The organism is Microbacterium sp. LWO13-1.2, assembly GCF_038397725.1.
Lineage (GTDB): Bacteria > Actinomycetota > Actinomycetes > Actinomycetales > Microbacteriaceae > Microbacterium.
Genome location: NZ_CP151634.1, coordinates 1,167,211 through 1,191,004, shown reverse-complemented (window position 1 = coordinate 1,191,004; position 23,794 = coordinate 1,167,211). Strand labels below are relative to the sequence as shown.

General features: G+C 66.6%; 27 protein-coding genes. 9 read left to right on the top strand and 18 right to left on the bottom strand.

The genetic code is table 11. The annotated features are described in order from the left end of the window. Nucleotides 1-43 precede the first annotated feature (43 nt). Nucleotides 44-208 (bottom strand): hypothetical protein, encoded by a 165-nt coding sequence (locus MRBLWO13_RS05670; RefSeq protein ID WP_341976857.1) that lies wholly within the window; start codon nt 206-208, stop codon nt 44-46. 663 nt (nt 209-871) lie between these two features. On the opposite strand from MRBLWO13_RS05670, the gene MRBLWO13_RS05665 reads away from it, so the two are divergent. Further along, nucleotides 872-1,450, top strand: a complete 579-nt coding sequence (locus MRBLWO13_RS05665; RefSeq protein ID WP_341976856.1) for a hypothetical protein — start codon at nt 872-874, stop codon at nt 1,448-1,450. On the opposite strand, the gene MRBLWO13_RS05660 is transcribed toward MRBLWO13_RS05665, so the two are convergent. Both MRBLWO13_RS05660 and MRBLWO13_RS05655 read right to left on the bottom strand, forming a co-directional pair. Beyond that, nucleotides 1,423-2,577 carry a hypothetical protein gene (locus MRBLWO13_RS05660; RefSeq protein ID WP_341976854.1) on the bottom strand — a complete coding sequence of 385 codons (1,155 nt, stop codon included), beginning with the start codon at nt 2,575-2,577 and terminating at the stop codon, nt 1,423-1,425. The two genes, MRBLWO13_RS05665 and MRBLWO13_RS05660, sit on opposite strands and share 28 nt — an antisense overlap. Continuing rightward, nucleotides 2,574-3,614, bottom strand: a complete 1,041-nt coding sequence (locus tag MRBLWO13_RS05655; protein ID WP_341976852.1) for an XRE family transcriptional regulator — start codon at nt 3,612-3,614, stop codon at nt 2,574-2,576. Before MRBLWO13_RS05655 ends, MRBLWO13_RS05660 begins: the two co-directional genes overlap by 4 nt. 219 nt (nt 3,615-3,833) lie before the next feature. Between MRBLWO13_RS05655 and MRBLWO13_RS05650 the strand changes: the two genes are divergently transcribed. Further along, the gene (locus MRBLWO13_RS05650; protein ID WP_341976850.1) at nt 3,834-4,604 is read left to right on the top strand and encodes a hypothetical protein; all 771 of its coding nucleotides are present in this window, start codon (nt 3,834-3,836) and stop codon (nt 4,602-4,604) included. A gap of 117 nt (nt 4,605-4,721) precedes the next feature. Here MRBLWO13_RS05650 and MRBLWO13_RS05645 read toward each other — a convergent pair whose 3' ends face one another. From MRBLWO13_RS05645 to MRBLWO13_RS05635, 3 genes are all read right to left on the bottom strand, one after another. Then, entirely contained in the window at nt 4,722-5,804 is a 1,083-nt protein-coding gene (locus MRBLWO13_RS05645; RefSeq protein ID WP_341976848.1) for a hypothetical protein, read from the bottom strand. Further along, complete coding sequence (locus MRBLWO13_RS05640; protein WP_341976846.1) at nt 5,801-6,163, bottom strand: hypothetical protein; 363 nt, start codon at nt 6,161-6,163, stop codon at nt 5,801-5,803. The genes MRBLWO13_RS05645 and MRBLWO13_RS05640 overlap by 4 nt, the downstream gene beginning before the upstream one ends. Before the next feature lie 89 nt (nt 6,164-6,252). Further along, entirely contained in the window at nt 6,253-6,750 is a 498-nt protein-coding gene (locus MRBLWO13_RS05635; RefSeq protein WP_341976844.1) for a hypothetical protein, read from the bottom strand. A gap of 108 nt (nt 6,751-6,858) precedes the next feature. On the opposite strand from MRBLWO13_RS05635, the gene MRBLWO13_RS05630 reads away from it, so the two are divergent. Next, nucleotides 6,859-7,092 (top strand): DUF2188 domain-containing protein, encoded by a 234-nt coding sequence (locus MRBLWO13_RS05630; protein WP_341976842.1) that lies wholly within the window; start codon nt 6,859-6,861, stop codon nt 7,090-7,092. A gap of 575 nt (nt 7,093-7,667) precedes the next feature. On the opposite strand, the gene MRBLWO13_RS05625 is transcribed toward MRBLWO13_RS05630, so the two are convergent. From MRBLWO13_RS05625 to MRBLWO13_RS05610, 4 genes are all read right to left on the bottom strand, one after another. Next, a complete protein-coding gene (locus MRBLWO13_RS05625; protein WP_341976841.1) occupies nt 7,668-8,996 on the bottom strand; it encodes a dihydrolipoamide acetyltransferase family protein in 1,329 nt (442 codons plus the stop codon). A gap of 24 nt (nt 8,997-9,020) precedes the next feature. After that, nucleotides 9,021-9,986 carry an alpha-ketoacid dehydrogenase subunit beta gene (locus MRBLWO13_RS05620; protein WP_341978288.1) on the bottom strand — a complete coding sequence of 322 codons (966 nt, stop codon included), beginning with the start codon at nt 9,984-9,986 and terminating at the stop codon, nt 9,021-9,023. A gap of 11 nt (nt 9,987-9,997) precedes the next feature. Then, complete coding sequence (locus MRBLWO13_RS05615) at nt 9,998-11,125, bottom strand: thiamine pyrophosphate-dependent dehydrogenase E1 component subunit alpha (protein ID WP_341976839.1); 1,128 nt, start codon at nt 11,123-11,125, stop codon at nt 9,998-10,000. An 87-nt stretch (nt 11,126-11,212) separates the two neighbouring features. Then, a complete protein-coding gene (locus tag MRBLWO13_RS05610) occupies nt 11,213-12,280 on the bottom strand; it encodes a histidinol-phosphate transaminase (RefSeq protein ID WP_341976837.1) in 1,068 nt (355 codons plus the stop codon). A gap of 93 nt (nt 12,281-12,373) precedes the next feature. On the opposite strand from MRBLWO13_RS05610, the gene MRBLWO13_RS05605 reads away from it, so the two are divergent. After that, on the top strand, nt 12,374-12,778 hold the full coding sequence (locus tag MRBLWO13_RS05605) for a phage holin family protein (RefSeq protein WP_341976835.1): 405 nt from the start codon (nt 12,374-12,376) through the stop codon (nt 12,776-12,778). Between the two features lie 11 nt (nt 12,779-12,789). Here MRBLWO13_RS05605 and MRBLWO13_RS05600 read toward each other — a convergent pair whose 3' ends face one another. Next, entirely contained in the window at nt 12,790-14,079 is a 1,290-nt protein-coding gene (locus MRBLWO13_RS05600) for a hypothetical protein (protein WP_341976833.1), read from the bottom strand. Beyond that, a complete protein-coding gene (locus tag MRBLWO13_RS05595) occupies nt 14,076-14,339 on the bottom strand; it encodes a hypothetical protein (protein ID WP_341976831.1) in 264 nt (87 codons plus the stop codon). The genes MRBLWO13_RS05600 and MRBLWO13_RS05595 overlap by 4 nt, the downstream gene beginning before the upstream one ends. A gap of 133 nt (nt 14,340-14,472) precedes the next feature. Here MRBLWO13_RS05595 and MRBLWO13_RS05590 point away from each other — a divergent pair, with 133 nt between their 5' ends. Together MRBLWO13_RS05590 and purB are read left to right on the top strand one after the other, a co-directional pair. Further along, nucleotides 14,473-14,994 carry a low molecular weight protein-tyrosine-phosphatase gene (locus tag MRBLWO13_RS05590; protein WP_341976829.1) on the top strand — a complete coding sequence of 174 codons (522 nt, stop codon included), beginning with the start codon at nt 14,473-14,475 and terminating at the stop codon, nt 14,992-14,994. Beyond that, a complete protein-coding gene (gene purB / locus MRBLWO13_RS05585) occupies nt 14,991-16,400 on the top strand; it encodes an adenylosuccinate lyase (RefSeq protein ID WP_341976828.1) in 1,410 nt (469 codons plus the stop codon). The genes MRBLWO13_RS05590 and purB overlap by 4 nt, the downstream gene beginning before the upstream one ends. A gap of 165 nt (nt 16,401-16,565) precedes the next feature. Here purB and MRBLWO13_RS05580 read toward each other — a convergent pair whose 3' ends face one another. Both MRBLWO13_RS05580 and MRBLWO13_RS05575 read right to left on the bottom strand, forming a co-directional pair. After that, on the bottom strand, nt 16,566-16,919 hold the full coding sequence (locus MRBLWO13_RS05580) for a hypothetical protein (protein ID WP_341976826.1): 354 nt from the start codon (nt 16,917-16,919) through the stop codon (nt 16,566-16,568). Next, on the bottom strand, nt 16,916-17,578 hold the full coding sequence (locus tag MRBLWO13_RS05575; protein WP_341976824.1) for an acyl-CoA synthetase: 663 nt from the start codon (nt 17,576-17,578) through the stop codon (nt 16,916-16,918). Before MRBLWO13_RS05575 ends, MRBLWO13_RS05580 begins: the two co-directional genes overlap by 4 nt. Nucleotides 17,579-17,910: 332 nt before the next feature. Between MRBLWO13_RS05575 and MRBLWO13_RS05570 the strand changes: the two genes are divergently transcribed. After that, on the top strand, nt 17,911-18,822 hold the full coding sequence (locus tag MRBLWO13_RS05570) for a hypothetical protein (protein WP_341976822.1): 912 nt from the start codon (nt 17,911-17,913) through the stop codon (nt 18,820-18,822). A gap of 10 nt (nt 18,823-18,832) precedes the next feature. Here the strand turns inward: MRBLWO13_RS05570 and MRBLWO13_RS05565 are convergent, their stop codons facing one another. Together MRBLWO13_RS05565 and MRBLWO13_RS05560 are read right to left on the bottom strand one after the other, a co-directional pair. Continuing rightward, nucleotides 18,833-19,669 carry a sulfurtransferase gene (locus MRBLWO13_RS05565; RefSeq protein ID WP_341976820.1) on the bottom strand — a complete coding sequence of 279 codons (837 nt, stop codon included), beginning with the start codon at nt 19,667-19,669 and terminating at the stop codon, nt 18,833-18,835. A 35-nt stretch (nt 19,670-19,704) separates the two neighbouring features. After that, nucleotides 19,705-20,724 (bottom strand): zinc-dependent alcohol dehydrogenase family protein, encoded by a 1,020-nt coding sequence (locus MRBLWO13_RS05560; protein WP_341976818.1) that lies wholly within the window; start codon nt 20,722-20,724, stop codon nt 19,705-19,707. A gap of 193 nt (nt 20,725-20,917) precedes the next feature. Between MRBLWO13_RS05560 and MRBLWO13_RS05555 the strand changes: the two genes are divergently transcribed. Together MRBLWO13_RS05555 and MRBLWO13_RS05550 are read left to right on the top strand one after the other, a co-directional pair. Further along, on the top strand, nt 20,918-21,790 hold the full coding sequence (locus MRBLWO13_RS05555; RefSeq protein WP_341976816.1) for a helix-turn-helix transcriptional regulator: 873 nt from the start codon (nt 20,918-20,920) through the stop codon (nt 21,788-21,790). Nucleotides 21,791-22,002: 212 nt separating this feature from the next. Beyond that, nucleotides 22,003-22,341 (top strand): helix-turn-helix transcriptional regulator, encoded by a 339-nt coding sequence (locus MRBLWO13_RS05550; RefSeq protein ID WP_341976815.1) that lies wholly within the window; start codon nt 22,003-22,005, stop codon nt 22,339-22,341. A gap of 141 nt (nt 22,342-22,482) precedes the next feature. On the opposite strand, the gene MRBLWO13_RS05545 is transcribed toward MRBLWO13_RS05550, so the two are convergent. Further along, complete coding sequence (locus MRBLWO13_RS05545) at nt 22,483-23,079, bottom strand: ATP-dependent Clp protease proteolytic subunit (protein ID WP_341976813.1); 597 nt, start codon at nt 23,077-23,079, stop codon at nt 22,483-22,485. Next, nucleotides 23,076-23,720 carry an ATP-dependent Clp protease proteolytic subunit gene (locus MRBLWO13_RS05540; protein WP_341976811.1) on the bottom strand — a complete coding sequence of 215 codons (645 nt, stop codon included), beginning with the start codon at nt 23,718-23,720 and terminating at the stop codon, nt 23,076-23,078. The genes MRBLWO13_RS05545 and MRBLWO13_RS05540 overlap by 4 nt, the downstream gene beginning before the upstream one ends. Nucleotides 23,721-23,794 lie beyond the last annotated feature (74 nt).

The following is a 23,794-nucleotide window of genomic DNA, read 5'->3' as shown; positions in this document are numbered from 1 at the left end:
GCGAGTACAGAGAACAACGAGGGAGCTGTCGCGCGACTCGATGTCACGCTGACTGCCCGGATACCAGGGCGACGCCGTAACCGTACCCATGGTCCGAAGTCTCGATGGTCATCGTGAGCGTGTTCGGTTCGGGCTGAGGCTTCGGCTGCGGGTCGCTCTCCCCTGCACTGACCGAGAGCTTCGTGAACAGCGAGTTCGATTGCCCCATGTACATCTCCTCAGTCCAGTTACACCAACGACTTGAGGATACATGGGCCCTCCACCGGAACGTTCACGCGACGTGACCGCGTGCAGTGACAGGGACCCCGCCCCACCGGCAACAGTACGGCCGCAGCGGACGCTTGACAGTGCCAAAGGAAGAGCCTCTACGTGCAGTGCGAGGGTCCGTCTCAGCCAGCCGCCGGCGTGTCCCGGTCCTTGCCCGGGACGCTTCGGCCCGGAGGGGCACACCCGCAACCCGCCGCGTGCTGGCGTCCAGGTCGCGAGCGTCGGCACCACAGCGCCCCTTGACCCATAAAAATACATTGATAATAATGTCACTACGGTGGCACGACGAACAGCATCCGAGATTGACCCGAACCGCCTAGCGCAGTCCGGGTCACTGGGCACGCTGCTAGGGGACGCACGGCGATACGCGGGGTTGAGCCAACAGTCACTCGCACACAGCGCAGGGGTGTCTATCGGGTCGGTCGCGAAGATCGAGGCGGGACGCAGTCCGGAGCCCGGGTTCTTTCTCGTCGCACGCCTCGCGGCAGCGTTGTCTACGCGCCTGCCGGGGAAAGTGAAGCAAGAGTTCACGGACTCGTTGTACCGATACTTCGAGGCCGCACGCTGAGTGGGACGCCCCACTCAGACACGTTAAGGTGAGGGAATGTCGTTGCAACGAGACCACCAACTCGATGCCGAAGTCGACGGCGCGCAGCTGCTGGTGTCCTTCGGGTTAGACCTGGAGGAACATCAACGCCGACACAAAGCTGGCGTCGCGGCAGTCCCTGACGAGACCTTGCTCGCGGCACTGCTCAGCATCCCTGAAGACCGCTTGGGCCCCGTGGAACCTAGGTTCGTCCACCTCTTTGACGACCCCGCGACGAGCGCATACGCGACAGTCATCGACGATCCCGACGGAAACCGCTGGGCACAGTGCACTCTCCGAGCGCCCGTGTCCGTGTCGCAGATCGATGCCTACGCCGACTCGTGGCGAGGTGGTCTTCGCCTCGCTCATGACTGGGTGGGCTACGCCGCTCGGGTCATCCACCTATCAGCCATCGACGACGTGGGGCTGCCGTGCATCGAAGCCGCGGAGTACGGTGTCGGGCTGGTGACGGACGCAGGAACCCTGGTCACCCCGTCGGAGTATCGACCACGTCGTTGGACGGCGGCACGGTGGCGATTCGCGGAACTGGTGTACGACCAGTTCTTGAATCAGGCGATCCCTTCCGCCCACACCTGAAGGTCGTTCGGGCGCCCCAGCTGGACTCCGATGTGCTCTTCGAGCTGCTCGTAGGCGTCGAGGGCGCCACGCACGAGGTTGCCCCAGTGAGCCTTGAGTTCCAGCTGGGTCATTCCGATGGTGCTGGAGTGCATCCGCGTGAGTTCAGCGACGGTGTGCAGGTGCCCTTCCCGACGGTCTGCTTCGAGGTGGGTGAACCGGTCGATGCTTCGTCCGCGACACACCACGCAGAAGCACAGGATCGGTTCGGCTTCCGCGAACCAGCGGCGACGCATCTCCTTGGAGCGTACGAATCGCAGCATGTCGCCGATGAGTTCGTGGGGTGCGAGGTCCGTGGGATCATCGGGCGAACCGCCCGAGCCGGGAGGAGTCAGACGGCGTGCCGATGGCAATGCTCCAATGGCGGAGGCGATGGCTCCGAGGGCTCGGGCGTCGAAGCCGGCCATATCGGTCCGGTATGCAACGACCGGCCGCGTGGATTCCTCCATGATCCGCCGGTAAGCGCGGATGCGCTTCTTACCTCCCATGGGGTTTGCTGTTCCGACGAACGACAGCAACACCGGGTGGTTGCTGCGGTTGATGACCGACCGGATGAACTTCACGTTCTGCTCGTCGTTGAGCCAGCCGCCCTCGAATGCTGCGGCGAACAGGACGTCCTTGCGGTCGAGAGCGTTCACTTCCTCCAGCGCCTTCCGCACGGTGTCTGTGTCGCCGGTGCGGAACTGTCCGGTCGGTGTGATCGCGAGGTCGCTGCCCATGTCGAGCCGCTGCTTGTCCAGGGCAGCATCCAATGTCGCCGGGAACAGCTCGTTGTCACCGATGTCGATGAGGAACGGAGCGTCCTCGTTGGCACGGTATTCGCTCAGCGAGCGGGGCTCGAGCATGAACGGGACGGTCGGGAACTGGCGACGAAGTCGCTGGACGCGACTCGGCCCGTAGGCGCCGGTGACGAACACACCACCAGCGTGCGGGTCAACGTAGGGCAGTGCCCCCAGGACGATGTCGCCACACACGTGGAACTGTCGACCGGTGAGGACGCCCAGGGCGTCCCCCGTCTCGAGCGTCCGCTCGGGTACCTGGATGCCTTCCAGATGCGGGTTGCTGATCACGCTGTATCGCTGAGTCATGAGTACTGCTCCTTCGGCAAGAATGTGGAGGAGAATTCGAGTTCACTCATGTGGGCCTGGGCTGCGAGCTCCCCCACGCTCGCACCCCCTTCGATGGCCTCGTTGATGGCGCTCCCCAGTGCCGTCGGGTCTTCGCGTGGCAGCGATGCCGGCTCCCGCCGGTGCATGCCAGTGGTGGACAGTTCGATGCTCCAGTTACGGTATTCGTCCTCAGTGAGCAGCCCCGTGTCGTGGCCACGGTGGATTAGAGCTGCGAGTGAGATCCCCCACCGCTGCTTCAACGTGATCAAGGCATCCAGGCTCGGCTGGGCCGGCCATTCTTTCCGCAGCGCCACCCACGGTATGAGGAACTCGCCGGCGAACGCGTCAGCTTCCTTCTCCTGGTCGACAGTCGCCTCATCGACGTGCTCATTGATGTGCATGACGGCGTGACCGAGCTCGTGGGCCATGGTGAATCGTTGGCGTTCAGCGGTGACGTGCTCGCCGACGAGGATCACTGGTGCCGATTCGTCGGGCCATGCGGCGACCGCGTCGACGCGAATGGACTCCAGCGGCCAGCGCATGATGATGGCACCGGCGTCCTCAAGTATCGCGACGAGGTTGGAGATGGGCTCAACGCCGAGGCCGAGGTCTTTGCGGACCGAGCGCGCGATGTCTTGAGGGGTGATGAATCCGTCTTCGAGCTCGTAGTGCCGAAGAGATGTCGGATGCGCGCCGAGGAGGTCACTGAGCCGCTGAGTCATCAGCGCGATCTCGGCACCGACCTTGTTGACGGCACCTTTCGGAGTGCCGCGCTGTTTGCGGTGGAAGACGTGAACCGGGGCGAGGCCAGGGTCGACCGCACGGAACGCCGACGAGGGCACGCCGAGCGCTCGTCCCAGCTCCTCCCAGTGCGCATCGTCGATGTCGGTGCCGGACTCTACCTTGGAGAGTGTGGATTGTGACACGTTCACGCGACGGGCCATCTCCGCCTGCGTGAAGCCGCGCGAGAGACGGAGCGCTTCGACGAAGGCGCCTCGTGCGGGATTGATTGCCATGCACTGATCATAACAGGTGTTCGGAATATTCCAAACTCTCTTTATGCCCCTCGCATGCCTAGGGCTTTGCACGGGATCATCAAGGTGTGAACCTTGACGCCCTCAAACGACTCCCCGTCGCTGATCAACAGATATTCCTACTCGGCCGAATCACCGCCGAAACAGTGCGCATGGACGTGGCACACAGCCGAAGCAAGTCATAGAACTGCCGAGCGTGCCGTGACCGTTGCCGGAGGAGACGTCCTCGCGCCGGGGCCCGTGCTCAGCAAAGTACAAGTCAACAGCGACGATCCCCATCTCATCGAGGCACTCGAGCTTGACTGCATCGAAGCTCGCAGTGGAACGAATCCGGCGCTGGCACGGCGTGGCTTCGGCACTCGGCATCCACCCATAGGCGGCGTGTTCGCTGTACAGTCGGGTTCGATTGGGGATGGGGATATGGCTATGACAGCGAACTTCCAGGTGCTCCGGAGCGCGGTCATCACCGCATCGGACGCAACCAAATGGAAGAAGGCGCTCCTCGAGTGGGACGTGACGTCTGTCGAGGAGCATCCGACCAGCGACGGCGAATGCGTGTGCGGGCAGACCGGTCTGCTGTGGATGTACACGATCACCAACGAGGTCAACGGGGCGGAGCTGTTCCCCATAGGTAGTTCCTGCGTGAACCACTTCGGTCGCACCGAGCTCAACCGTCGAGTCGACGTGTTCCGGAAGCTCGTGCTCGTGCGGGACACCGTGAACGACGGCAACACTGTGGAGATGACAACGGAATTCTTCTCGCGGGCTGTCCTGGAGTTTCTCTACGAGGAAGGTGTGTTCACCCCTGACGCCTTCAATCATGGCGACGGTTGGGACGACTGCGAGTTCCTGCTCAAGATGTTCGGGAAACGGGACAAGAGCACCATCAACTCGAAGCAGCGGTACAAGATGCGCATGCTGCTCGAGAGCAAAGTGATCCCGTTCGTCCTCGCCGACAAACGACTGGGCTAGGGATTCGGCGAAGGCGGCTCGTCGCGGGAACGAACAGCGCCTTCAGGATTCGCCTCGACCACGAGCTTCGTCACCACCTCCTCGACGCGCCTCCCGCCAGCATCGAGCGTTAGTTGATCAGCTCGCTGTCACTCGCCGCCAGCCTTGTACCGCGACCTCCTCAATAACGTCCTGCGCATGCTCCACGAGTGCGGCAAGTGTTCTATAGAGGGTGACGTATTCCTCGAGGCCGTCCGACTGCCAGTGCGCGGCGGCCTTGGTGAACGCACGTCGCACCAAGGCCGACGCAAATGGAAGATAGGCGTCCTCCAGCCGCTGTTCGAGACGCCGCACTGCGTCATTGTAAGAGTGTCGAACCTCGCGGTAGTGTTTCGCTGCCCCGGTGGGGTCCGGCTTCATCCCCAGCTCCATCTTGCGCCGCTCGATAGGTGTCACGGGGAGCGCGTCTGCCGCATCTGACAGCCGGCGTGATGCGGTCATCGCCTGCCGGATGCCATCGTCGATGGCAGGGTCGACGGGCATGGCGAGCCTCGGCACGGGGAGCGCGATCCTTTGCACAGCGAGGATCGCTTGCGGTCGGATGGCCAAGGACAGCGTTCCGATGGCCTCGTGCACGTTCAGATACCGCACGGCCAACAGATCCTGCTCATCTAATTCGTGTGTGGTGATGTCTGACGCGATCTCATGATTTTCGTCGCGGAACCCGTCGTTGATGCGTGTCGGGTCCAGGTTCAGCGCAACGCGGTACAGGTAGAACTGAGAATGAGAATCGAGCTCGTCGTTCATCCGACGCAGCATGTTCTCGATTGCTGCCTCGTACGTCCCCACGTGCAGCGCCTTCGACGTGGGCTCTGCAATGTAGGCCTCACGGCTCGGCATCAACAAGTCGCGGTCATCGATCCCCTGCACGAAGTCCACAGCGAAGTTCGGGGATGGCCAGACTGGTTCGGTGCTCGTGTGGTACCACGCGAACGAAGAGAGCGCCGCGTCGTCGAGGGCGGGGTCGGCGGGGTCTCGGAGCGCAGCGACGGCAGGCCCGTAGTGAATCGATTCTCCGCAGTGCGAGCAGGCCATCCGCGCCCCGTGAGAGCCCTCCTCGTACTCAGCTGCGGACAGAGGGGTAGCCTCTCCGCAGGCGCACATCATCCTCAGGTCGTACTCGAAGCCGTCGGATCTCTCCGTGAGCAGAGGGTCGGTCACCTGCGTCGCACCTCGTTCTCGTCAAAGTACTCAACGAACAGTCGCCCGAGCTCTTTCCAGTCCTCTGCCGTCACTTCTCTGGACGCGTGATGGTCCAGCGCTTCGTCGACAGTCCAGTCGTAGCGAATGTACGGGGTAGCGCAGTCATCGTCGTTCAAGGCCGCGCACGCGACGTGTCGCCCCTCGGATCTCCCCATCCCGATCCAGAACAGGTTTCCGGGATCGTGGCCGGCGATGCTCGGGAACTGGGATGCCTCCGACCAGCGTCGCCATGCGTAGTTGAACGCGAACTCGAGCGCCGTCTTGCTGCTCGCGACCGCGACAATGTCGAGTGCGAGGACGCCGAGAGCAACACCCACGACGACCTACTTGATCTGCTGGACTTTGGTCTGACGCATGACCTGACCCTATTCGCGCTCACCGACATGCCGGCGTGCCGGTCCGCCCATCAACGCCGAGGAGGCAGGTGGGCGCGAACGTAGTTGACCTGTGCGGTACTCAGCGGCTCCCAGCGGCTGTACCGTTCATGGTCGGGAAAACCGCGACGCAGGAGCCGACGTACCACTCGACCTTCGTCCGCATAGCCGAGCTGGGCGGCGAGCTCTCCTGGCTTGCTGGGTGGGAGGTCGAAGTCCTCGTCCGTGAAGGAGACGTCTGGGACGTCAACCCCCATCGCTCGGATCTCTCTGAGATCGCGCTGTACATCGACTTGGATTTGGAGCGGAGTCTTGCTGTCGTCGCGCGCCCGTTCATGGAGCACGTCCATCAGCGCCCGGTAGGCAGCGGACATGAGCGCAAGATCGTCTCCGTTCGTGGCGTGACTACCGATTCGCTCTGCCAGCTCGAACAGCATCCGTCGGACGGGAGAATCCGGAATTCCGGATGCTTCAACGCTCTTCCAGGTTGCCGCAACCATCGCGACCTCGGAGGTGTGAGATGACTCCATTCTCGAATCCTGGCAGACCTCGGCGACTTGCATGTCTGTGGAACGTGAGAGCGATACGCTACGGCCACCACCCGTAGTGGACATCACGACAACGAAGCAGGAGACAGCATGGGCAACGGCAACGTGCACACCTCATTCGACGACGACTCCCAGAAGTGGGTCAACCGCCGAGAAGGCAGCCAGAGAGCGAGCAGCACACACGACACCGCTGCCGAAGCGTCGGAGCGAGGCAAAGACCTTGCACGCAACAGCGGCAGCGAGTGGTTGAAGCACCGCAAGGATAACGGCCGTATCCATGACCGCAACACCTACGGTGACGACCCGAACCCGCCGAAGGGCTGAGGCAGGTCGCACCTTGCCCGATCTTCCTGAACGAAGGCTCTCCGGTGTCATAGCGGGGCCTATAGAAGAGCGGCAATCGACCAGCGAATATCCACAGGGTGCGTCTTAGCTTCCGGGACGCGCAATTGCTCGCTCGCTCGGTGCACTGGGCTACAGGACCGTGGACGACAAGCGACTCGTCCTGCCAAGCAACCAACCTGGCTGAGAGTCCGTCAAGAATGCCATGCCCAGGCGTCATGCTCAGCATCGCGGAGAACCTCGTCGAGACGTCCGGCCTGGAGTGCATCGATGGCGCGCGGCACGTTCTCGTCGGGGAGCGCTGTGTTCAGCCACTGCGCCCAGGTCCAGTGGCTAGCAGTCCCTGTCTGCAGAACGGCCACGACGTCACTTAGTCCCTCCACCAGCTGCCCATCTTGGAGCTGAAATGCGGGGCAGAGCGTACCCCGTCGTCGGTCTCGAGCGAGAGGAGCCGAAGCGTCTCGCCGGCCTCGGTGACCTTAGCCTCCGTCCACCCGAGGGCCCGAGTCAGGCTGGTCACCGTGTAATCGGGACCCACGATCTCCGCCAACGGACCGTCAGTCGACGAGCAGCGCCGGCTCCTCGAGAATCGATGCCACGTCGGCGATGAACCGGCTCATGCCATCGCCGTCGACCACACGGTGATCGAACGAACCGGCGACCGTCGTCACCCAGCGCGGGCGCACCTCGCCGTCGACGACCCAGGGCTTCTGGCTGATGGTTCCCAGCGCCACGATTCCGGCCTCGCCGGGGTTGATGATCGGCGTGCCGGCATCCATCCCGAAGACGCCGATGTTCGTGATCGTGATCGTGCCGCCCTGCTGGTCGGCCGGCGTCGTCTTTCCTTCGCGGGCGGTCAGCGTCAGGCGGTTCAAGGCACGGGCCAGATCCTTCATCCCGAGGTCCTGCGCATCCTTGATGTTCGGGACGAGCAGACCGCGCGGGGTCGCCGCGGCGATGCCGAGGTTCACGTAGTGGCGCACGGCGATCTCGGCGCCGCCATCCTTGTCGACCCAGGCCGCGTTCACCATCGGCGTGCGGCGGGCGGCCCAGATGACCGCGCGGGCCATGATCAGCAGCGGCGATACCCGGATCTCGGCGTAGTCCGGCGACGCCTTGAGCCTCTTCACGAGCTCCATCGTGCGGGAGGCGTCGATCTCCTTCCACACCGTGACGTGCGGCGCGGAGTAGGCGCTCTGCACCATGGCCGACGAGGTGGCTTTGCGCACGCCTTTCACCGGGATGGATTCGGTGCGGTCCTCGGATGCCTCAGACGAAGCGATGCCGCGGGCGATCCCGCCCGGTGCCGCGTGCGGGGCCGGAACGGTCTCCTCGCGCACGTCTCCCCACTCCGGAGTCTGGATGTTGCGGAAGACGCTGGCCTGAGATGCGTGATTCACGACATCGTCGCGCGTGACCTCGCCGTCGCCGCCGGTGGCGGTGACCGCGGTGAGGTCGACCCCGAGGTCGCGGGCGAGCTTGCGGATCGGCGGCTTCGCGATGACGCCGACCGAGGAGAGCACCGAGCGCTCCGGCGGCTTGCGTCGGCGCGAGGTGGCGCCTCCTCCGGTGCCGTAGCCGACGAGCACCGAGCCGCCGGCCTCCTCGACAGCAGGTGCCGGAGCGGCGGGTGCAGCATCCACCGCATCCGTCAGGAAGGTGATGATCGGCGACCCGACCTCGACCGTGGTGCCCTCACCGACGAGCAGCTCGCCGACGATGCCGGCATGCGGCGACGGCAGCTCGACCAGCGATTTGGCGGTCTCGATCTCACAGATGACGTCGTTGATCGCGACCGTGTCGCCGGGGGCGACCTTCCACGTCACGATCTCGGCCTCGGTGAGACCTTCGCCGACATCGGGGAGGTTGAAGTTCTGCGTGCTCATAGCGAGTCCTTCCGGACGGTGGAGTCAGTAGGCCAGCGAGCGATCGACGGCCTCGAGGATGCGGTCGGCATCGGGGAGATACGTGCCCTCGAGCTTCGCGGGCGGGAACGGGGTGTCGTACCCGGACACACGCAGCACCGGCGCTTCGAGCGCATAGAAGGCGCGCTCCATGACGGTCGCCGCGACCTCGCTGCCGAGGCTGGTGAAGCCCTGCGCCTCCTGCGCGTAGACCATACGACCGGTCTTGCGCACCGAGTCGAGGATCGGCTCGTAGTCGACCGGCGACAGCGAACGCACATCGACGACCTCGCAGCTGGTGCCCTCGGACTCGGCGAGCGCTGCTGCCTGCAGCAGCGTGGTGACGATCGCGCCGTGACCGACGAGAGTGACGTCCGAGCCCGTGCGCACCACACGTGACGAATGCAGCGGAACGGCGGATGACTCGACGTCCACCTCGCCCTTCTGCCAGTACCGGCTCTTCGGCTCCATGAAGATCACCGGATCGTTCGAACGGATCGCCTCCTGGATCATCCAGTACGCGTCGTTCGGCGTCGACGGCGACACCACCCGCAGTCCGGGGGTGTGCGTGAAGTACGCCTCCGGGCTCTCCTGGTGGTGCTCGACGGCGCCGATGTGACCGCCGTACGGGATGCGGATGACGATCGGCATCGAGAGCCGACCCTCATGCCGGTTGGTCAGCTTGGCGAGCTGGGTGGTGATCTGGTCGAACGCGGGGAACACGAATCCGTCGAACTGGATCTCGCAGACCGGGCGGAAGCCGGTCATCGCCAAACCGATGGCGGTGCCGACGATTCCGGATTCCGCGAGCGGGGTGTCCAGCACGCGCCGCTCGCCGAAGTCGCGCTGCAGGTGCTCGGTGACGCGGAACACGCCGCCGAGCTTGCCGATGTCCTCGCCCATCATCAGGACGCGGGGGTCGTCTTCCATGGCCTTGCGCAGCCCGGCGTTGAGGGCCTTGCTGAACGGCATCGTCTCGAGGGTCACTTCGCGCCCCCTTCGAACGACGACTCATAACTGTCGCGCCAGGCGCGCTGTTCGTCGATCAGCGGATGCGGCTCGCTGTAGACATGGTCGAAGACCTTGGATGCCGGCGGCGGGCCGAGCTCCACGGTGCGGGAGCGCAGATCCTCTGCAGCATCCGCCCCTTCGGTCTCGACGTCGTCGAAGAACGCAGCCGATGCCCCGCGGCCTTCGAGGAAGGCGCGCATCCGGATGATCGGATCGCGCTCAGCCCAGGACTGCTCCTCGTCGGAACCGCGGTACTTCGTCGGGTCATCGCTCGTGGTGTGTGCACCGAGGCGGTAGGTGACGGCCTCGATCGCACGAGGGCCGAGGCCGCTGCGGGCCTCGTCGAGAGCGACACGGGAGACCGCGTAGCTGGCGAGCACGTCGTTGCCGTCGACCCGAACGCTCGGGATGCCGTAGCCGGCACTGCGCTGAACCAGCGGCACCGGTGACTGTGTGGAGACCGGGACCGAGATCGCCCAGTGGTTGTTCTGCAGGAAGAAGACCTCTGGCGTCTTGTAGCTCGCCGCGAAGACCATGGCCTCGTGCACGTCGCCCTGGCTGGAAGCGCCGTCGCCGTAGTAGACGATGACGGCCTGGTCGCTGTCGACGTCGCCGGTGCCGGACTTCCCGTCGAAGGCGAGGCCCATCGCGTAGCCCGTGGCGTGCAGCGCCTGCGAGCCGAGCACCAGCGTGTACAGGCGGGTGTTGCCGTTCTTCGGATCGCTCGGATCCCAGCCGCCGTGCGAGACGCCGCGCATCAGCTTGATGATGTCGAGCGGGTCGACGCCGCGGATGCGGGTGACCGCGTGCTCGCGGTAGGAGGGGAAGATCGTGTCCTGCGGACGGGCGGCGCGAGCCGAGCCGACCTGCGCGGCCTCCTGACCACGGCTCGGCGGCCAGAGGGCGAGCTGTCCCTGCCGCTGCAGATTGGTGGCCTGGACGTCGATCGCGCGGATGACGACCATGTCGCGGTAGAACTGCTCGAGCTCTGCGTCCGTGATCGCATCGATCAGGGGCAGGTACGGCTCGGCGGCGTCCGACGGAGTGAACCGTCCGGTCGCATCGAGGACGCGCACGAGGGGGGTCTCGGAGGTAGTCACGGCTCTTACGCTACCCGCGCCGGCATTCCCGGGCACGCATACCTAGGACGCCCTTGTATCTGTCGGGAACCCGGAGGAATGCGCCGATCAGCGGGTGGCGGCGGCGACCTCGAGCACCCGGGCGATGGACGCCTCCTCCCCGACGGAGATGCGGATGCCATCGCCGCTGAACGGACGCACGACCACGTCGGCCGCAGCGAAGGCGGCGGCCACCTCATCGGTGCGCTCTGCTGCGGGCAGCCAGACGAAGTTGCCCTGAGCGTCCGGGACATCCCACCCCTGAGCGCGCAGACCGTCGCGAAGGAGCGTGCGCCGCTCGACGATCACGGCGACCCGATCGAGCAGCTCGGCTTCGGCGTCGAGGCTGGCGATCGCCGCGTTCTCAGCGGCGGACGTGACCGACAGGGGGATGCCGGTGGCGCGCGCGGCATCCAGCACCTTGCTGTTGCCGATCGCGTAGCCGATGCGAAGCCCGGCGAGTCCGTAGGCCTTGGAGAACGTGCGCAGGACGACCACGTTGGGATGCGCTTCGAATGCGCGTTCCTTCAGCCCGTCGACAGCGTCTGGCGCGGTCACGAACTCGGCGTAGGCCTCATCGAGGACGATCAGCACATCGGCCGGAACGCGGCCGACGAAGGACGCGAACTCGGCGCTCGTGATGATCGGGCCGGTCGGGTTGTTGGGGGTGCACAGGATGATGGCGCTGGTGCGTTCGGTGACAGCATCCGCCATCGCGTCGAGGTCGTGGCGCGACTCGTCCGTCAGCGGCACCTGCACACCCGTTGCCCCGGCGACGAGAGGAAGGCTCGGGTAGGCCTCGAACGAGCGCCACGCGTAGACGACCTCATCGCCCACGGAGGAGGTGGCGAGGATCAGCTGGTGCAGGATCGAGACGGAACCTGCGGCGACGTGCACCTGGTCGGAGTCGACGCCGTAGCGGACGGCGAGGCGCTCACGCAGGCGGCCGGCCGATGCATCCGGGTAGCGGTTGATCGGGGTCGTGTGCTGCAGAGCGGCGACGACCGAGGGCAGCGGATCGAAGGGGTTCTCGTTACTGGACAGCTTGAACGCGTCGGGTCCTGCCTGCTTGCCTTGCCGGTACGGCGCGAGCGCGGCGATGGCGGGGCGGATGCGGGGCAGAATCGGCTCGGTCACGAGTCGAGTCTAAGAGCGGGCGTCGAGCTCTGGCGAGCGTCCGCCCGTTGAACCGCTGACATCCGGCGCCGATCGTGCCACACTGAAACGACCATGCGCTTCATCATTCGAGTCATCGTGAACGCCTTCGCCCTCTGGGTGGTGACGTTGATCCCCGTGCTGCAGGTGGCGATCACCGCCTTCCCGCCCGCCGAGACGCTGCAGCTGGTCCTCACGCTGCTCGCCGTCGGTGCGATCTTCGCCCTGGTGAACACGATCATCGGCACCGTCGTGAAGATCGTCGCCTTCCCGCTCTACATCCTCACCATCGGCCTCATCGGGTTCGTCATCAACGGCTTCCTGCTGTGGCTGACCGCCTGGATCACGAGCGGCTTCGGCTGGGGCCTCACCGTCGGTCACTTCTGGTGGGGCGTGGTCGCCGCGATCATCATCTCGATCATCAACGGCATCTTCGGCTTCATCCTGCGTCCGCAGCGCAAGAAGTCCCGCCGCGACTGAGCGATATCCGCTCAGCCGGACCACCCGGTCCGCTCGGCGCGGTACTCCGTCGACTCGATCACCTCGGCGGCGTCGAGCGTCTTCCAGTACTCGTCGAGCGCAACGGCTCGCGGGTCGCTGGATCTGTCGACCATCTCGGCGGTCTCGATGTACGAGTGCATCCAGTGAGTGTCGGCCCAGACATCCTGCACACCGTCTGACGAATCTCCTTCACGGGTTGCCGTGAAGGAGTCGGGCGAACCGGTACCGCCGGGGGAACCTCCGCCGGCGAGCGAGGACACGATGTCGTCGGAATGGATCAGCTGAACGAGCAGCTGATCCTCACGCAGTGTCGGCTCGGTGGGGCTGCCTGCCGTCGCCACCACCTGCACCTCGAACTCGCTCTCCATGGCGAGGCGAGACGCGATCATTCCCGCCTGCGAGTGCGCGAACAGATCAACTCGATCTCCCGGCCGGGCACCCGCGGCCGCGAGCGCGTCGAGCGTGGCCTGATAGGAGGCCGAGGTCTTGCCGGCGTAGAGCTCGATGTTCGACTTCATGTCCCACGGCTCACCTGCGCCGAAGAACGGCGACTGTGTTCCCTTGATGTACGCGATGAACTGCGTCGAGCCGTCGCCCATGGTGAGGCGATCGACTCTGATCTGCGCTCCTGGCGCTTCCGGGAAGCGGCGGAAGGCATCGGCGAGGCTCGCGGGCGTTCCCACCGGAGTGGACGCCGCGACCGGCCGCACCGTCACCGGATCAGCCTTCCCGATCAGTGGCTTCCCTGCGTGCACCTTCCCGAGACCCAGCGTCGATCCGATCAGGCCGCCGCCCACGAACAAGTGCGCCATCGCGCCGCTGAGGTCGAACTGCGAATCCAGCCCTTCGAAACGCCGGTCCTTCCAGCCGGCGATGAGCATGTCGGCCATGCCGCCCACGCGGTCATCGGATGCCTCGAGCTGCTCGATCCGCGCGTACAGCGCATCCGCGGCGGCCGCATCGGTGAGCGCAAGAGCCTCCGCCTGCGCGCGGAGCTCGACGAGTTCGTAGGCGTCGGCCATCAACAGGGTGCCGACGCTCGCCTCTTCGCATCGACGCTGCAGTTCGTCCACCCGATCGGCGCTCGCCCACAGCGCGACCGTATCGAGCTGAGCACTGAGCCCCGGTGCGTCGACGATGATCCCGTGCGCTCGGCGGATCGATCCCTGGGTGTCGGCGAGGCGCTCTGCAACGACCGCGATGCGTACGCCGACATCGCGCAGCACCTCGGTGTCGACGGCGATCGCCCCACCGTGCGTGATGTCCAGGTCATCACTCATGCGAACCCGACCCTCTCCAATTCCCGCGCCCGTTCGGACAGGCTCGCGATCTGCGCGGACGCACGCGACCGAAGATCGGAGAGCAACGCGTGCAGTGCGCGCACGCCGTCGGACTGCCAGTCGCTGTCCGCGACCAGTGCCACGAGGGTGGCTGCGGCTTCGTCGAGAGCGGCGATCGCCGACTCGATCTCACGCCGGGCCGCGAACCAGGCCCACAGGGCTTCCGAAGACCCGGCCCCGGCGATTGCGAATGAGTACATGCGCCCAGCATCCTTGTTCGCCACCGTGACCGGCCTCCCGATCCGCACGACCGGTGCAGAGTCCGCGGGGAATCGGTTCGGTGCAGAACGAGTGCACGCAGTCGACTGTGCAGAAGCGCCACCGGCGGGCACAATGGACTCTGTGACATCCCCGGATCCCTTTCGCGTGATCTTCGTCTGCACGGGGAACATCTGCCGCTCGCCGATGGCAGAGGTCGTGTTCCGCGATCTGGCAGAACGACAGGGCCTGGGCTCGCGGATCGTGTCCCGCAGCGCCAGCACCGGCGATTGGCACCTCGGCGAACGCGCAGACCACCGGACGATCGACTCCCTCGCCCGGCGCGGCTACGACGGGTCGCAGCACCGGGCGCGGCAGTTCACCAGCGCATCCTTCGCCGACAACGACCTGATCGTCGCCCTCGACCGCACGCACGAGCGCGTCCTCCGCGAGTGGGCGAACAACGAGGACCAGGAGGGCAAGGTCACCCTGCTGCTCTCCTTCGACGCGAACGCCGACGGCCTCGACGTCCCCGACCCGTACTACGCGGGCGCGGATATGTTCGATTCCGTCCTCGGTATGATTGAGACCGCGACCAGGGGCCTCTTTCTTCAGCTCGAACCCGCCCTGCGTCTCCCCCGCACGCCCCGCGTTTGACGGGCCCGATCAGGAGGACTCCCCTGACTTTCCAGCCTTCGCTTCCGCCGCAGCCCCTGAGCCCGCTCGACGGACGCTACCGCGCCGCCGTCGCCGGTCTCGCCGACTTCCTCTCCGAGGCGGGCCTCAACCGCGCCAGGGTCGAGGTCGAGGTCGAGTGGCTGATCGCCCTCACCGACCGCTCGCTGTTCGAGACCTCGCCGCTGCCGGATGCCGACAAGGAGCGCCTGCGCGCCCTCTACCGTGACTTCGGGCAGACCGAGATCGACTGGCTCGCCGAGAAGGAAGCCGTCACCCGCCACGACGTGAAGGCCATCGAGTATCTCGTGCGCGACCGGCTGTCGACGCTGGGCCTCGACTCGATCTCCGAGCTCACCCACTTCGCCTGCACCAGCGAAGACATCAACTCGGTCTCCTACGCGCTCACCGTGAAGCGCGCGGTCGAGAACGTCTGGCTGCCCGCCCTGGACTCGGTGATCGCCAAGCTCCGCGAGCTGTCGGTGGAGCACGCGGATGCCGCCATGCTGTCCCGGACGCACGGCCAGCCGGCGACCCCGTCGACGATGGGCAAGGAGATCGCCGTCTTCGCGTGGCGTCTCGAGCGGGTGCGCGCGCAGATCGCGGCATCCGACTACCTGGCGAAGTTCTCCGGCGCGACCGGCACCTGGTCGGCGCACCTCGCCGCCGACCCGTCCGTCGACTGGCCCGAGGTCGCCCGCGAGTACGTGGAGGGGCTGGGGCTCGGCTTCAACGTCCTCACCACGCAGATCGAGTCGCACGACTGGCAGGTCGAGCTCTACGACCGGGTGCGTCACGCCGGCGGCATCCTGCACAACCTCGCCACCGATATCTGGACATACATCTCGCTCGGATACTTCGCGCAGATCCCGGTCGCCGGAGCCACCGGCTCGTCGACGATGCCGCACAAGATCAACCCGATCCGCTTCGAGAACGCCGAGGCGAACCTCGAGCTGTCGGCGGCCCTGCTCGGCTCGCTGTCGCAGACGCTCGTCACCAGCCGCCTGCAGCGGGACCTCACCGACTCGACGACGCAGCGCAACATCGGCGTCGCTTTCGGGCACTCGCTGCTCGCTCTCGACAATCTGCGCCGCGGCCTGAACGAGATCTCACTGGCGCGCGATGTGCTGCTCGCCGACCTCGACGTGAACTGGGAAGTGCTCGCCGAGGCGATCCAGACCGTCATCCGTGCCGAGGTCGTCGCCGGCCGCTCCACGATCAGCGACCCGTACGCGCTGCTGAAGGAGCTCACCCGCGGTCACCGCGTCGGCGGGCCGGAGCTGGCCGAGTTCGTCGAGGGCCTGGAGATCGGGGATGCGGCGAAGCAGCGTCTGCTCGCCCTCACTCCCGCGACCTACATCGGTATCGCGGAGCGTCTCGCGCAGTAGGTTTCCGCTCTGCGGGATGGATTACGCCGGTTCAGGCACGCTTGAGCCGGCGTGATCCATCTCCATCACCGGTGGGTGGTCGGAAAAGCATCCGAATCGACCTCCGCCCGTGCGCTTTCGACCCCGCAGGCCCACGCGCAGGCGCGGCTGCGGCGTCGCGGAAGACTACGCGCGCGGAGCGCCCCCAGGATTCACGTCATCCGCGTCATCGGCCGGCTCCTTGTCGAAGAGCACCGGGCGATCGACCCTCTTGGTGACGTCGGCGGGATCCACGGCGAGGATCAGCATGGCCAGGATCAGCAGGGTGGCGATGAACGCGCCACCGCCGACGACGAGTCCCAGCGCGATGGGCGTCAGCCCTTCATAGGTGCCGGCGGCGATCGCCGCGTTCACCCGCGCGGTGAAGGCACCGGTCGAAACCAGCGTCACGACCATCGCGAAGACACCGCAGACGAGCGCGATGCCGAGCAGGTGCAGCGGTCGCAGGATGTCCCGACGGGTCGGTTTCTCGTCGCTCATCGCTCTCCTCCGCGGTCCGCCGCTTCCGGCGCCGCGCTCTGGTCGGGTTCGGTGATTCCGGCATCCTCTGCTGCGGCCTTGGCTCGGGGCGTGAGCCCGGCGATGCCGAGGAACACCGCGACGATCGCCGCATAGGCGCCGAACATCCCGACGCCGAGGATGATCCCGGTGAGTTCGAATGTGCCGGCGCTCTCGATCGAGTACTCCTGCACGAGGCCGGCCGGGATCAGCAGGAGCAGAATGCCGAGCAGGACGCCGAAGGCGCCGACCGCGATGGCGTCACGGGCAGTCGGGTCGTCGGAGCGGCGGGCACGGATGCCGGCGAGCAGCTCGACGCCACCGGAGACCAGCGCCCACGTGCAGACGACGCCGAAGAACAGATCGTCATTGCGCCACGGTGGGATCCCGCTGACCATTCCGGCCGCGAAACCGAGTGCCGCCAGCAGCAGGTACGACCAGCGGGAACCCGCAGGAAGGACGAGCCAGGCGGCGAGCACGAGGACGAACGCGCTGACGAAGGCGAAGCCGCTGAAGACCGACAGCCCGACGGCCGCCGAGTGGTCCGGCGAGAAGGTGATCATCACGGCCGCAGCCGCCGCGAACAGTGCACGAATCAGCTGTACGTTGCGTACCGTGAACGTGCGAGCAGGGGCAGACATGACGATCCAGAGTCCTCCGGGGTGTTCCTCCCAGTCTACGCGGGCGTTCGCGGCCGGATCGCCGTGCCCGGGGCGCCCACGCGGCAACACGCAGACTCGAGGCGGCACATGATGAGGCCCGGCGGGTCTCCCCAGAATCGCCGCCGGGCCTCATTCAGTTTCGCAGCGTGGGTGTCCGCTGCGTCAGGCTGAATCCCTGCGCAGGGTCGGGCCCCTACCTACGTCGGATACCGCCTGTTGACCCCACATCAGCGCCTCCTCCCCTTGAGACGCCCGTACGGTCGTATGCTCACTGTAAACGGGAGTTCTTCACATACCGGAGGGGGTCTGTGATGAAGATCGAAGAGGATCAGCACGACCCGGAATCGGCGCAGATCGCACCGGCGCTGCGCGACGCCATCAACGCCCGCAGAGTCACGCTGGCCTGGCTGCACGAGCGGCTCAGAGAACGTGGCAACACCGTCTCGATGGCAACGCTGAGCTATTGGCGTTCCGGCGCCCGGCGCCCGGAAGGCGCGCAGTCCGTGGCCGCGCTGACCGACATCGAGTCACTGCTCGACCTCGAAGTCGGCGCGCTCACCCGTCTGCTCGGACGCAGCCACCGGACGGGTCCGGTGGGATCTGCCCACTTTCCGCTGGATGCCAACGACATCGAACGAGCGGTGACGGATGCGTACGCCGCGCTCGGGGTCCCCTACCCGAGCACGTCTCGCGAAGTCACCACCCATTCCGTCACCGACGTCGGACCCGACGGGAACGTCGCGCTGTGCAGCATCCGGAGCATCGTGCAGGCGACCACCGGCACCGTCGATGCGATCCCCTTTCTGGAGATGACGCCGGGCATCGACGCGCCGGCTCCGACCTTCACCGCTGTGGCGGGTGGGCGCCTCAACGCGCTCTACTCGCACCCGAACGGCGAGGTGCACGGCGGGCGCTTCGACCTGGACGCGCCGCTCACGGCGCCCGACACCACGATGGTCGAGTGGTCGATCTCCTATCCGCAGGGTTATCCGCCGACCCGCGAGTCCGGCTACGCCGTCAGCAGGCAGTGCCGCGAGCTTGTGCTGTGGATCCGGTTCCACCCTGATGCGCTGCCCGACTGGTGCGAGGAACGAGTGGAGACGCCGGAAGGGTCGGTCATCACTCCGGTGTCCGTGAAGCACGGGCGCGCGGTTCATCTGGTGCATCGCGCGTTCGGACCGGGAGCGGTAGAGCTGCGCTGGGGGTACGGCCCGCGGGAATGAGCCCGGCCGCTCAGCCCGGTTCCGACCCGATCGCGACGGGGCGACCAGACGTGTTCGACCACTGACTCCACGAGCCGGGGAACACCTTCGCGTCGACACCGGCTTCGGCGAGGACCATTGCCGTGTGCGCGGCAGTGACGCCGGAACCGCAGTAGGCGGCCACCGGGGTGCCCGCGGTCACGCCGAGCTCTGCGATGGTCGCACGGATGCTGTCGGGGTCGAGGATCGTGCCATCGGCATCCAGATGACGCAGCGTCGGCAGGTTCAGCGCGCCCGGGATGTGTCCGGCGACCGGGTCGAGCGGCTCGGTCTCACCGCGGTAGCGTTCCGGGGCGCGCACGTCGAGGAGCACGCCGGATGCAGGGAACGCGGCGGCCTCATCGATCGAGAGGGCGTCCGCGCCGATCTCGTCGAGGACGACGTCTCCGAGGGCTGGGGTCACATCGTCTGTGGTGAGTCCGTGCCCCGCCGCCGTCCAGGCACCAAGGCCGCCGTCGAGCACCCGCACATCGACCCCGGCCTGACGGAGCAGCCACCACGCGCGGGCCGCGGAGATTCCCTTCGCATCGTCGTACGCGACGACGACATCGCCTTCGCGGACGCCCCAACGGCGTGCCGCCTCCTGCAACGTCGCGGTCGACGGCAGCGGATGCCGCCCCTCGTCCGCCCGGCCGTGTGTGGAGAGCTCGGTGTCGAGGGGAACATAGACCGCACCGGGGATGTGCCCGGCGAGATAGTCGGCGCGGCCGTCCGGCCGATCCAACCGCCAGCGCACATCGATCAGGCGCACCGGGGCGCCCTGGGCGAACAGAGCAGTCAGCTCATCGACACTCAGGAAGTTCCTCATGATGCGAGGCTACCGGCGGTGGCGAGCACTCCAGGTCACACCGTGAGCAGCACCTTCGTGGCTCGACGCTCGTCCATGGCCCGATAGCCCTCGGCTGCGTCCGCGAGCGGCAACGTCAGGTCGAACACGGTGCCAGGGTCGATCTTCCGATCCCAGATGAGCTGAATAAGTTCCGGCAGGAACCGCCGCACCGGCGCGGGACCACCATGCAGGTGCACGCCGGAGAAGAACAACTCCTCGCCCGGCAGAGCGACCTCGTGCGCGACGCCCACGTATCCGACATGTCCGCCGGCGCGGGTCGAACGGATGGCCTGCATCATCGACTCCTGCGTACCGACGGCCTCTATCACCGAGTGGGCGCCGAGCCCGTTCGTGAGCTCTTTGATCCTCGCGACGCCCTCGTCTCCGCGCTCTTCGACGATGTCCGTGGCCCCGAACGTCCGCGCCAGCTCCTGGCGGTCGTCGTGACGGCTCATGGCGATGATGCGCTCGGCGCCGAGCTGTTTGGCCGCGAGGACGCCGAGCAGCCCGACCGCTCCGTCACCCACGACGGCGACGGTCTTGCCGGGACCGGCCTCGGCCGCGACGGCGGCGAACCAGCCTGTGCCGAGCACATCGGATGCCGCGAGCAGCGCCGGGATCAGATCGGCATCGGGCTGACCGGGCGTCGCGACGAGCGTGCCGTCGGCGTGCGGAACGAGGGTGTACTCGGCCTGCGTCCCGTACTTCCCCATCGGCACGACATGTACGCAACGGGACTGGTAGCCCGCCTGGCAGATCTCACACGTGTTGTCGGATGCCATGAACGACCCCACGACGAAATCGCCGACCTTCACGTTCTTCACCTCCGCGCCGACCTCCTCGACGACTCCGACGTACTCGTGCCCCATCGGCGTCGCGTCGACGGCGTCAGCACCGCGGTAGGGCCAGAGGTCGGACCCGCAGATGCAGGTTGCGGCGATCTTGATGACGGCATCCGTCGGCCTGGTGATCGTCGGCTTCTCACGTTCTTCAACCCGGACATCACCGGGTCCGTGCATGACTACTCCGCGCATGTGTGCTCCTTCTGTTGTTCTTGTTCGATCGTCGGGTCGGTGCTCGCCGAGATCGTCATTTCTCCAGTGTGGGTGCGCCCTGGCCGAGAAGGGAGGGCCTGTCGGAACCCCTGTCCGGCCGGGCTTCAGCCTCCGCAGACCCTGGTACCGGCAGAACCTCCCTTCTTACGTCGCAACGGCGTAGCGTCGGGGCATGGACACCCGTAGCGAGGTGCGTGAATTCCTCTCCACGAGGCGCGCACGCCTCACCCCCGATCAGGCCGGACTTCCCGCGTACGGCGGCAACCGCCGCGTACCGGGCCTGCGCCGCGAAGAAGTCTCACTGCTCGCCGGGGTCAGCGTGGACTACTACACCCGCCTCGAGCGCGGCGATCTCTCCGGAGTGTCCGACAGCGTGCTGGAGGCCCTCGCCAGAGCTCTCCAGCTCGACGACGCCGAGACGGCGCACCTGTTCGATCTCTCCCGCGCCGCGAACGCCTCGCCGATCGCACGGAAGCCGCGGAAGAAGGCTCAGTCGATCCGCCCCAGCATCCAGCGACTGCTCGACGCGATGACCGGCGCTCCTGCGCTGGTGCGCAACAACTACTTCGAGTATCTCGGCGCGAATACTCTCGGCCGCGCCCTGTACGCCCCGGTTTTCACCGAGCCGGTGCCGAACAGTGCGCGTTTCGCCTTCTTGAATCCGGCCGCGCAAGACTTCTACGTCGACTGGGAGCAGGTCACCCAGGACCTCGTCGCGGCGATGCGCGGCGAAGCCGGGCGCAACCCCTACGACCGAAGGTTCAGCGACCTCGTCGGAGAGCTCTCGACGCGCAGCGAGCGATTCCGGACGCTGTGGGCCGCGCACAATGTGCGCTATCACCGCAGCGGGGTGAAGCGGCTCCGGCATCCGATCGTCGGTGAACTCGAGATCGTGTACGAGGCGTTCGAGCTCCCCGCCGACCCGGGCTTGCACCTGTCGACGTACACGGCCGAGCCGGGAACGCCCTCGGAGGAGAAGCTGAAGATGCTCGCCAGCTGGGCGGCAACGGATGCCGACCAGGCATCGACGAAGACCGAAGCCTGAGCCTGTTCGTCTGACTGGTGCGCGCCGCTGAGCGGTTCGCAATTCAGGAATCTTCGGGGCGGTGCATCCGACCGCCCGCGGAAATCCACGGGTCTCCGGCCGGGACGACAGCAGAACCGGAAGAATCTCCTGAGTTGCGAACGCGAGACGCCGGCGTTCTGCTCTGAGCAGAACCACTGGAGCCGACGGCGGGCGCGGAGTTACGGTGAGGCATGGCCGAGCTCCTGCATCTCCCGCGCAATCCCCGCCCGAAGGCGACCGACCCCGAGCCGCTCTGGCGCCAACTGCTCGGCGACCAATTGCGCCGCCGTCGCCACGACCGTGAAGAGACCCTCACCGAGACCGCCGAGAAGGCCGGCGTCTCGCCGCAGTACCTCTCCGAGGTCGAGCGCGGGCTGAAGGAGCCGTCGAGCGAGATGATCGCCGCGATCAGCGGGGCGCTGGAGACCTCGCTCATCGAGCTGACCAGTGCCGTGGCCGACGAGCTGCGCTCGACGACGGCATCCGTCGCCGTCTCGGCCGGCCGCGCGGCCTTCGCTCTCGCCGCCTGACTTCAGGCCGCGGCACCTGGGTCGAGCATCCGCTCGCTGCCGTGCGACTTGCAGGACCGATGCAGCTGGGCCAGCCCGAATCAGGGGTTTTCGTCCTGCATCCGTGATCCGGTCATGCAGATGGCACCGCTGCCGCACGGTTCAGGGCACGGTCCGCTCCCCCAGCACGCTGTCGATCAGTCCGTAGTCGAGGGCCGCGGCTGCGGCGAACACCCGGTCGCGATCGGTGTCGGCGCGCAATTCTGCGAGCGAGCGACCACTGTGCCTGGCCAGGATCTCCTCCATGTCGGCGCGCACCCGCACCACCTCGTCGGCCGCGAGGATGAGGTCGGGGATCGCGCCCCGCGACTGACCGGCCGGCTGGTGCAGCACGATCCTGGCGTGGGCGAGAGCCGCTCGTTGACCGGGCGCGCCCGAGGCCACGAGCAGCGCCGCCGGCCCGATCGCCTGACCCACGCACGTCGTCGCGATCGCCGGGCGGATGTGCTGCATCGTGTCGTAGATCGCGAGAGCCGCGCCGGGATCGCCGCCCTCGCTGTTGATGTAGAACTGGATGCCGGACTCAGGACTGTCGGCATCGAGGTGCAGCAGTTGGGCGATCAGCGCGTTCGCGACCCCGGCGTCGATGCCGGTGCCGAGATAGATGACCCGCTCGGCGAGGAGGTGCGAGTACACGTCCATGATGCGCTCACCACGCGGATGCTGGGCGATGACGTTCGGAATCGTGTAGCTGCTCATGACTTCGCTCCTTTCGGGGCGGATGCCGCGGCATCCGTTCCCAGTCCGACCCGCGCGCGTCGGCGCGGCATGACGTCTCCGATCGACGTGACGATCTCGTCGATGAAGCCGTACTCCTGCGCCTGGCCGGCGGTGTACCAGCGGTCGTGCAGGGAGTCCTCGAAGATGCGCTCGAGCGGCTGACCCGTGTCGCCGGCGATCAGGCCGAGGACGGTGTCGCGCATGTGCCGCAGATCGTCGGCCTGCGCCTCGATCTCGACCGCGGAGCCGCCGATGCCCGCCGATCCCTGGTGCATGAGGATCCGCGCGTGCGGCAGCGCCCGCCGCTTGCCCGGGGTTCCTGCCGAGAGCAGGAACTGCCCCGCGCTGCAGGCGAGGCCGAGGGCGAGGGTGGCGACGTCGTTGGGGATGAGCCGCATGATGTCGCGGATCGCGAGCATCGACGGCACGGAGCCGCCGGGCGAGTGGATCCAGAGGGCGATGTCGGTGACGGCATCCTCTGCGGCGAGCGCGAGCAACTGCGTCATCAGCAGTGTGCCGTTGTCGTCGTCGAGCACGCCGTCGAGCACGAGCACGCGTTCGTGGAACAGGGCGCGGCGCGCTTCGGGGCCGAACTGCGGGATGGGATTCTCTTCGCTCATGCCCCCATCGTGCGTGCCCATGCTGAGGCGCGGGGCGGAATCTGCTCTGAGCTGTTCTGCCCTGAGCAGTCCGA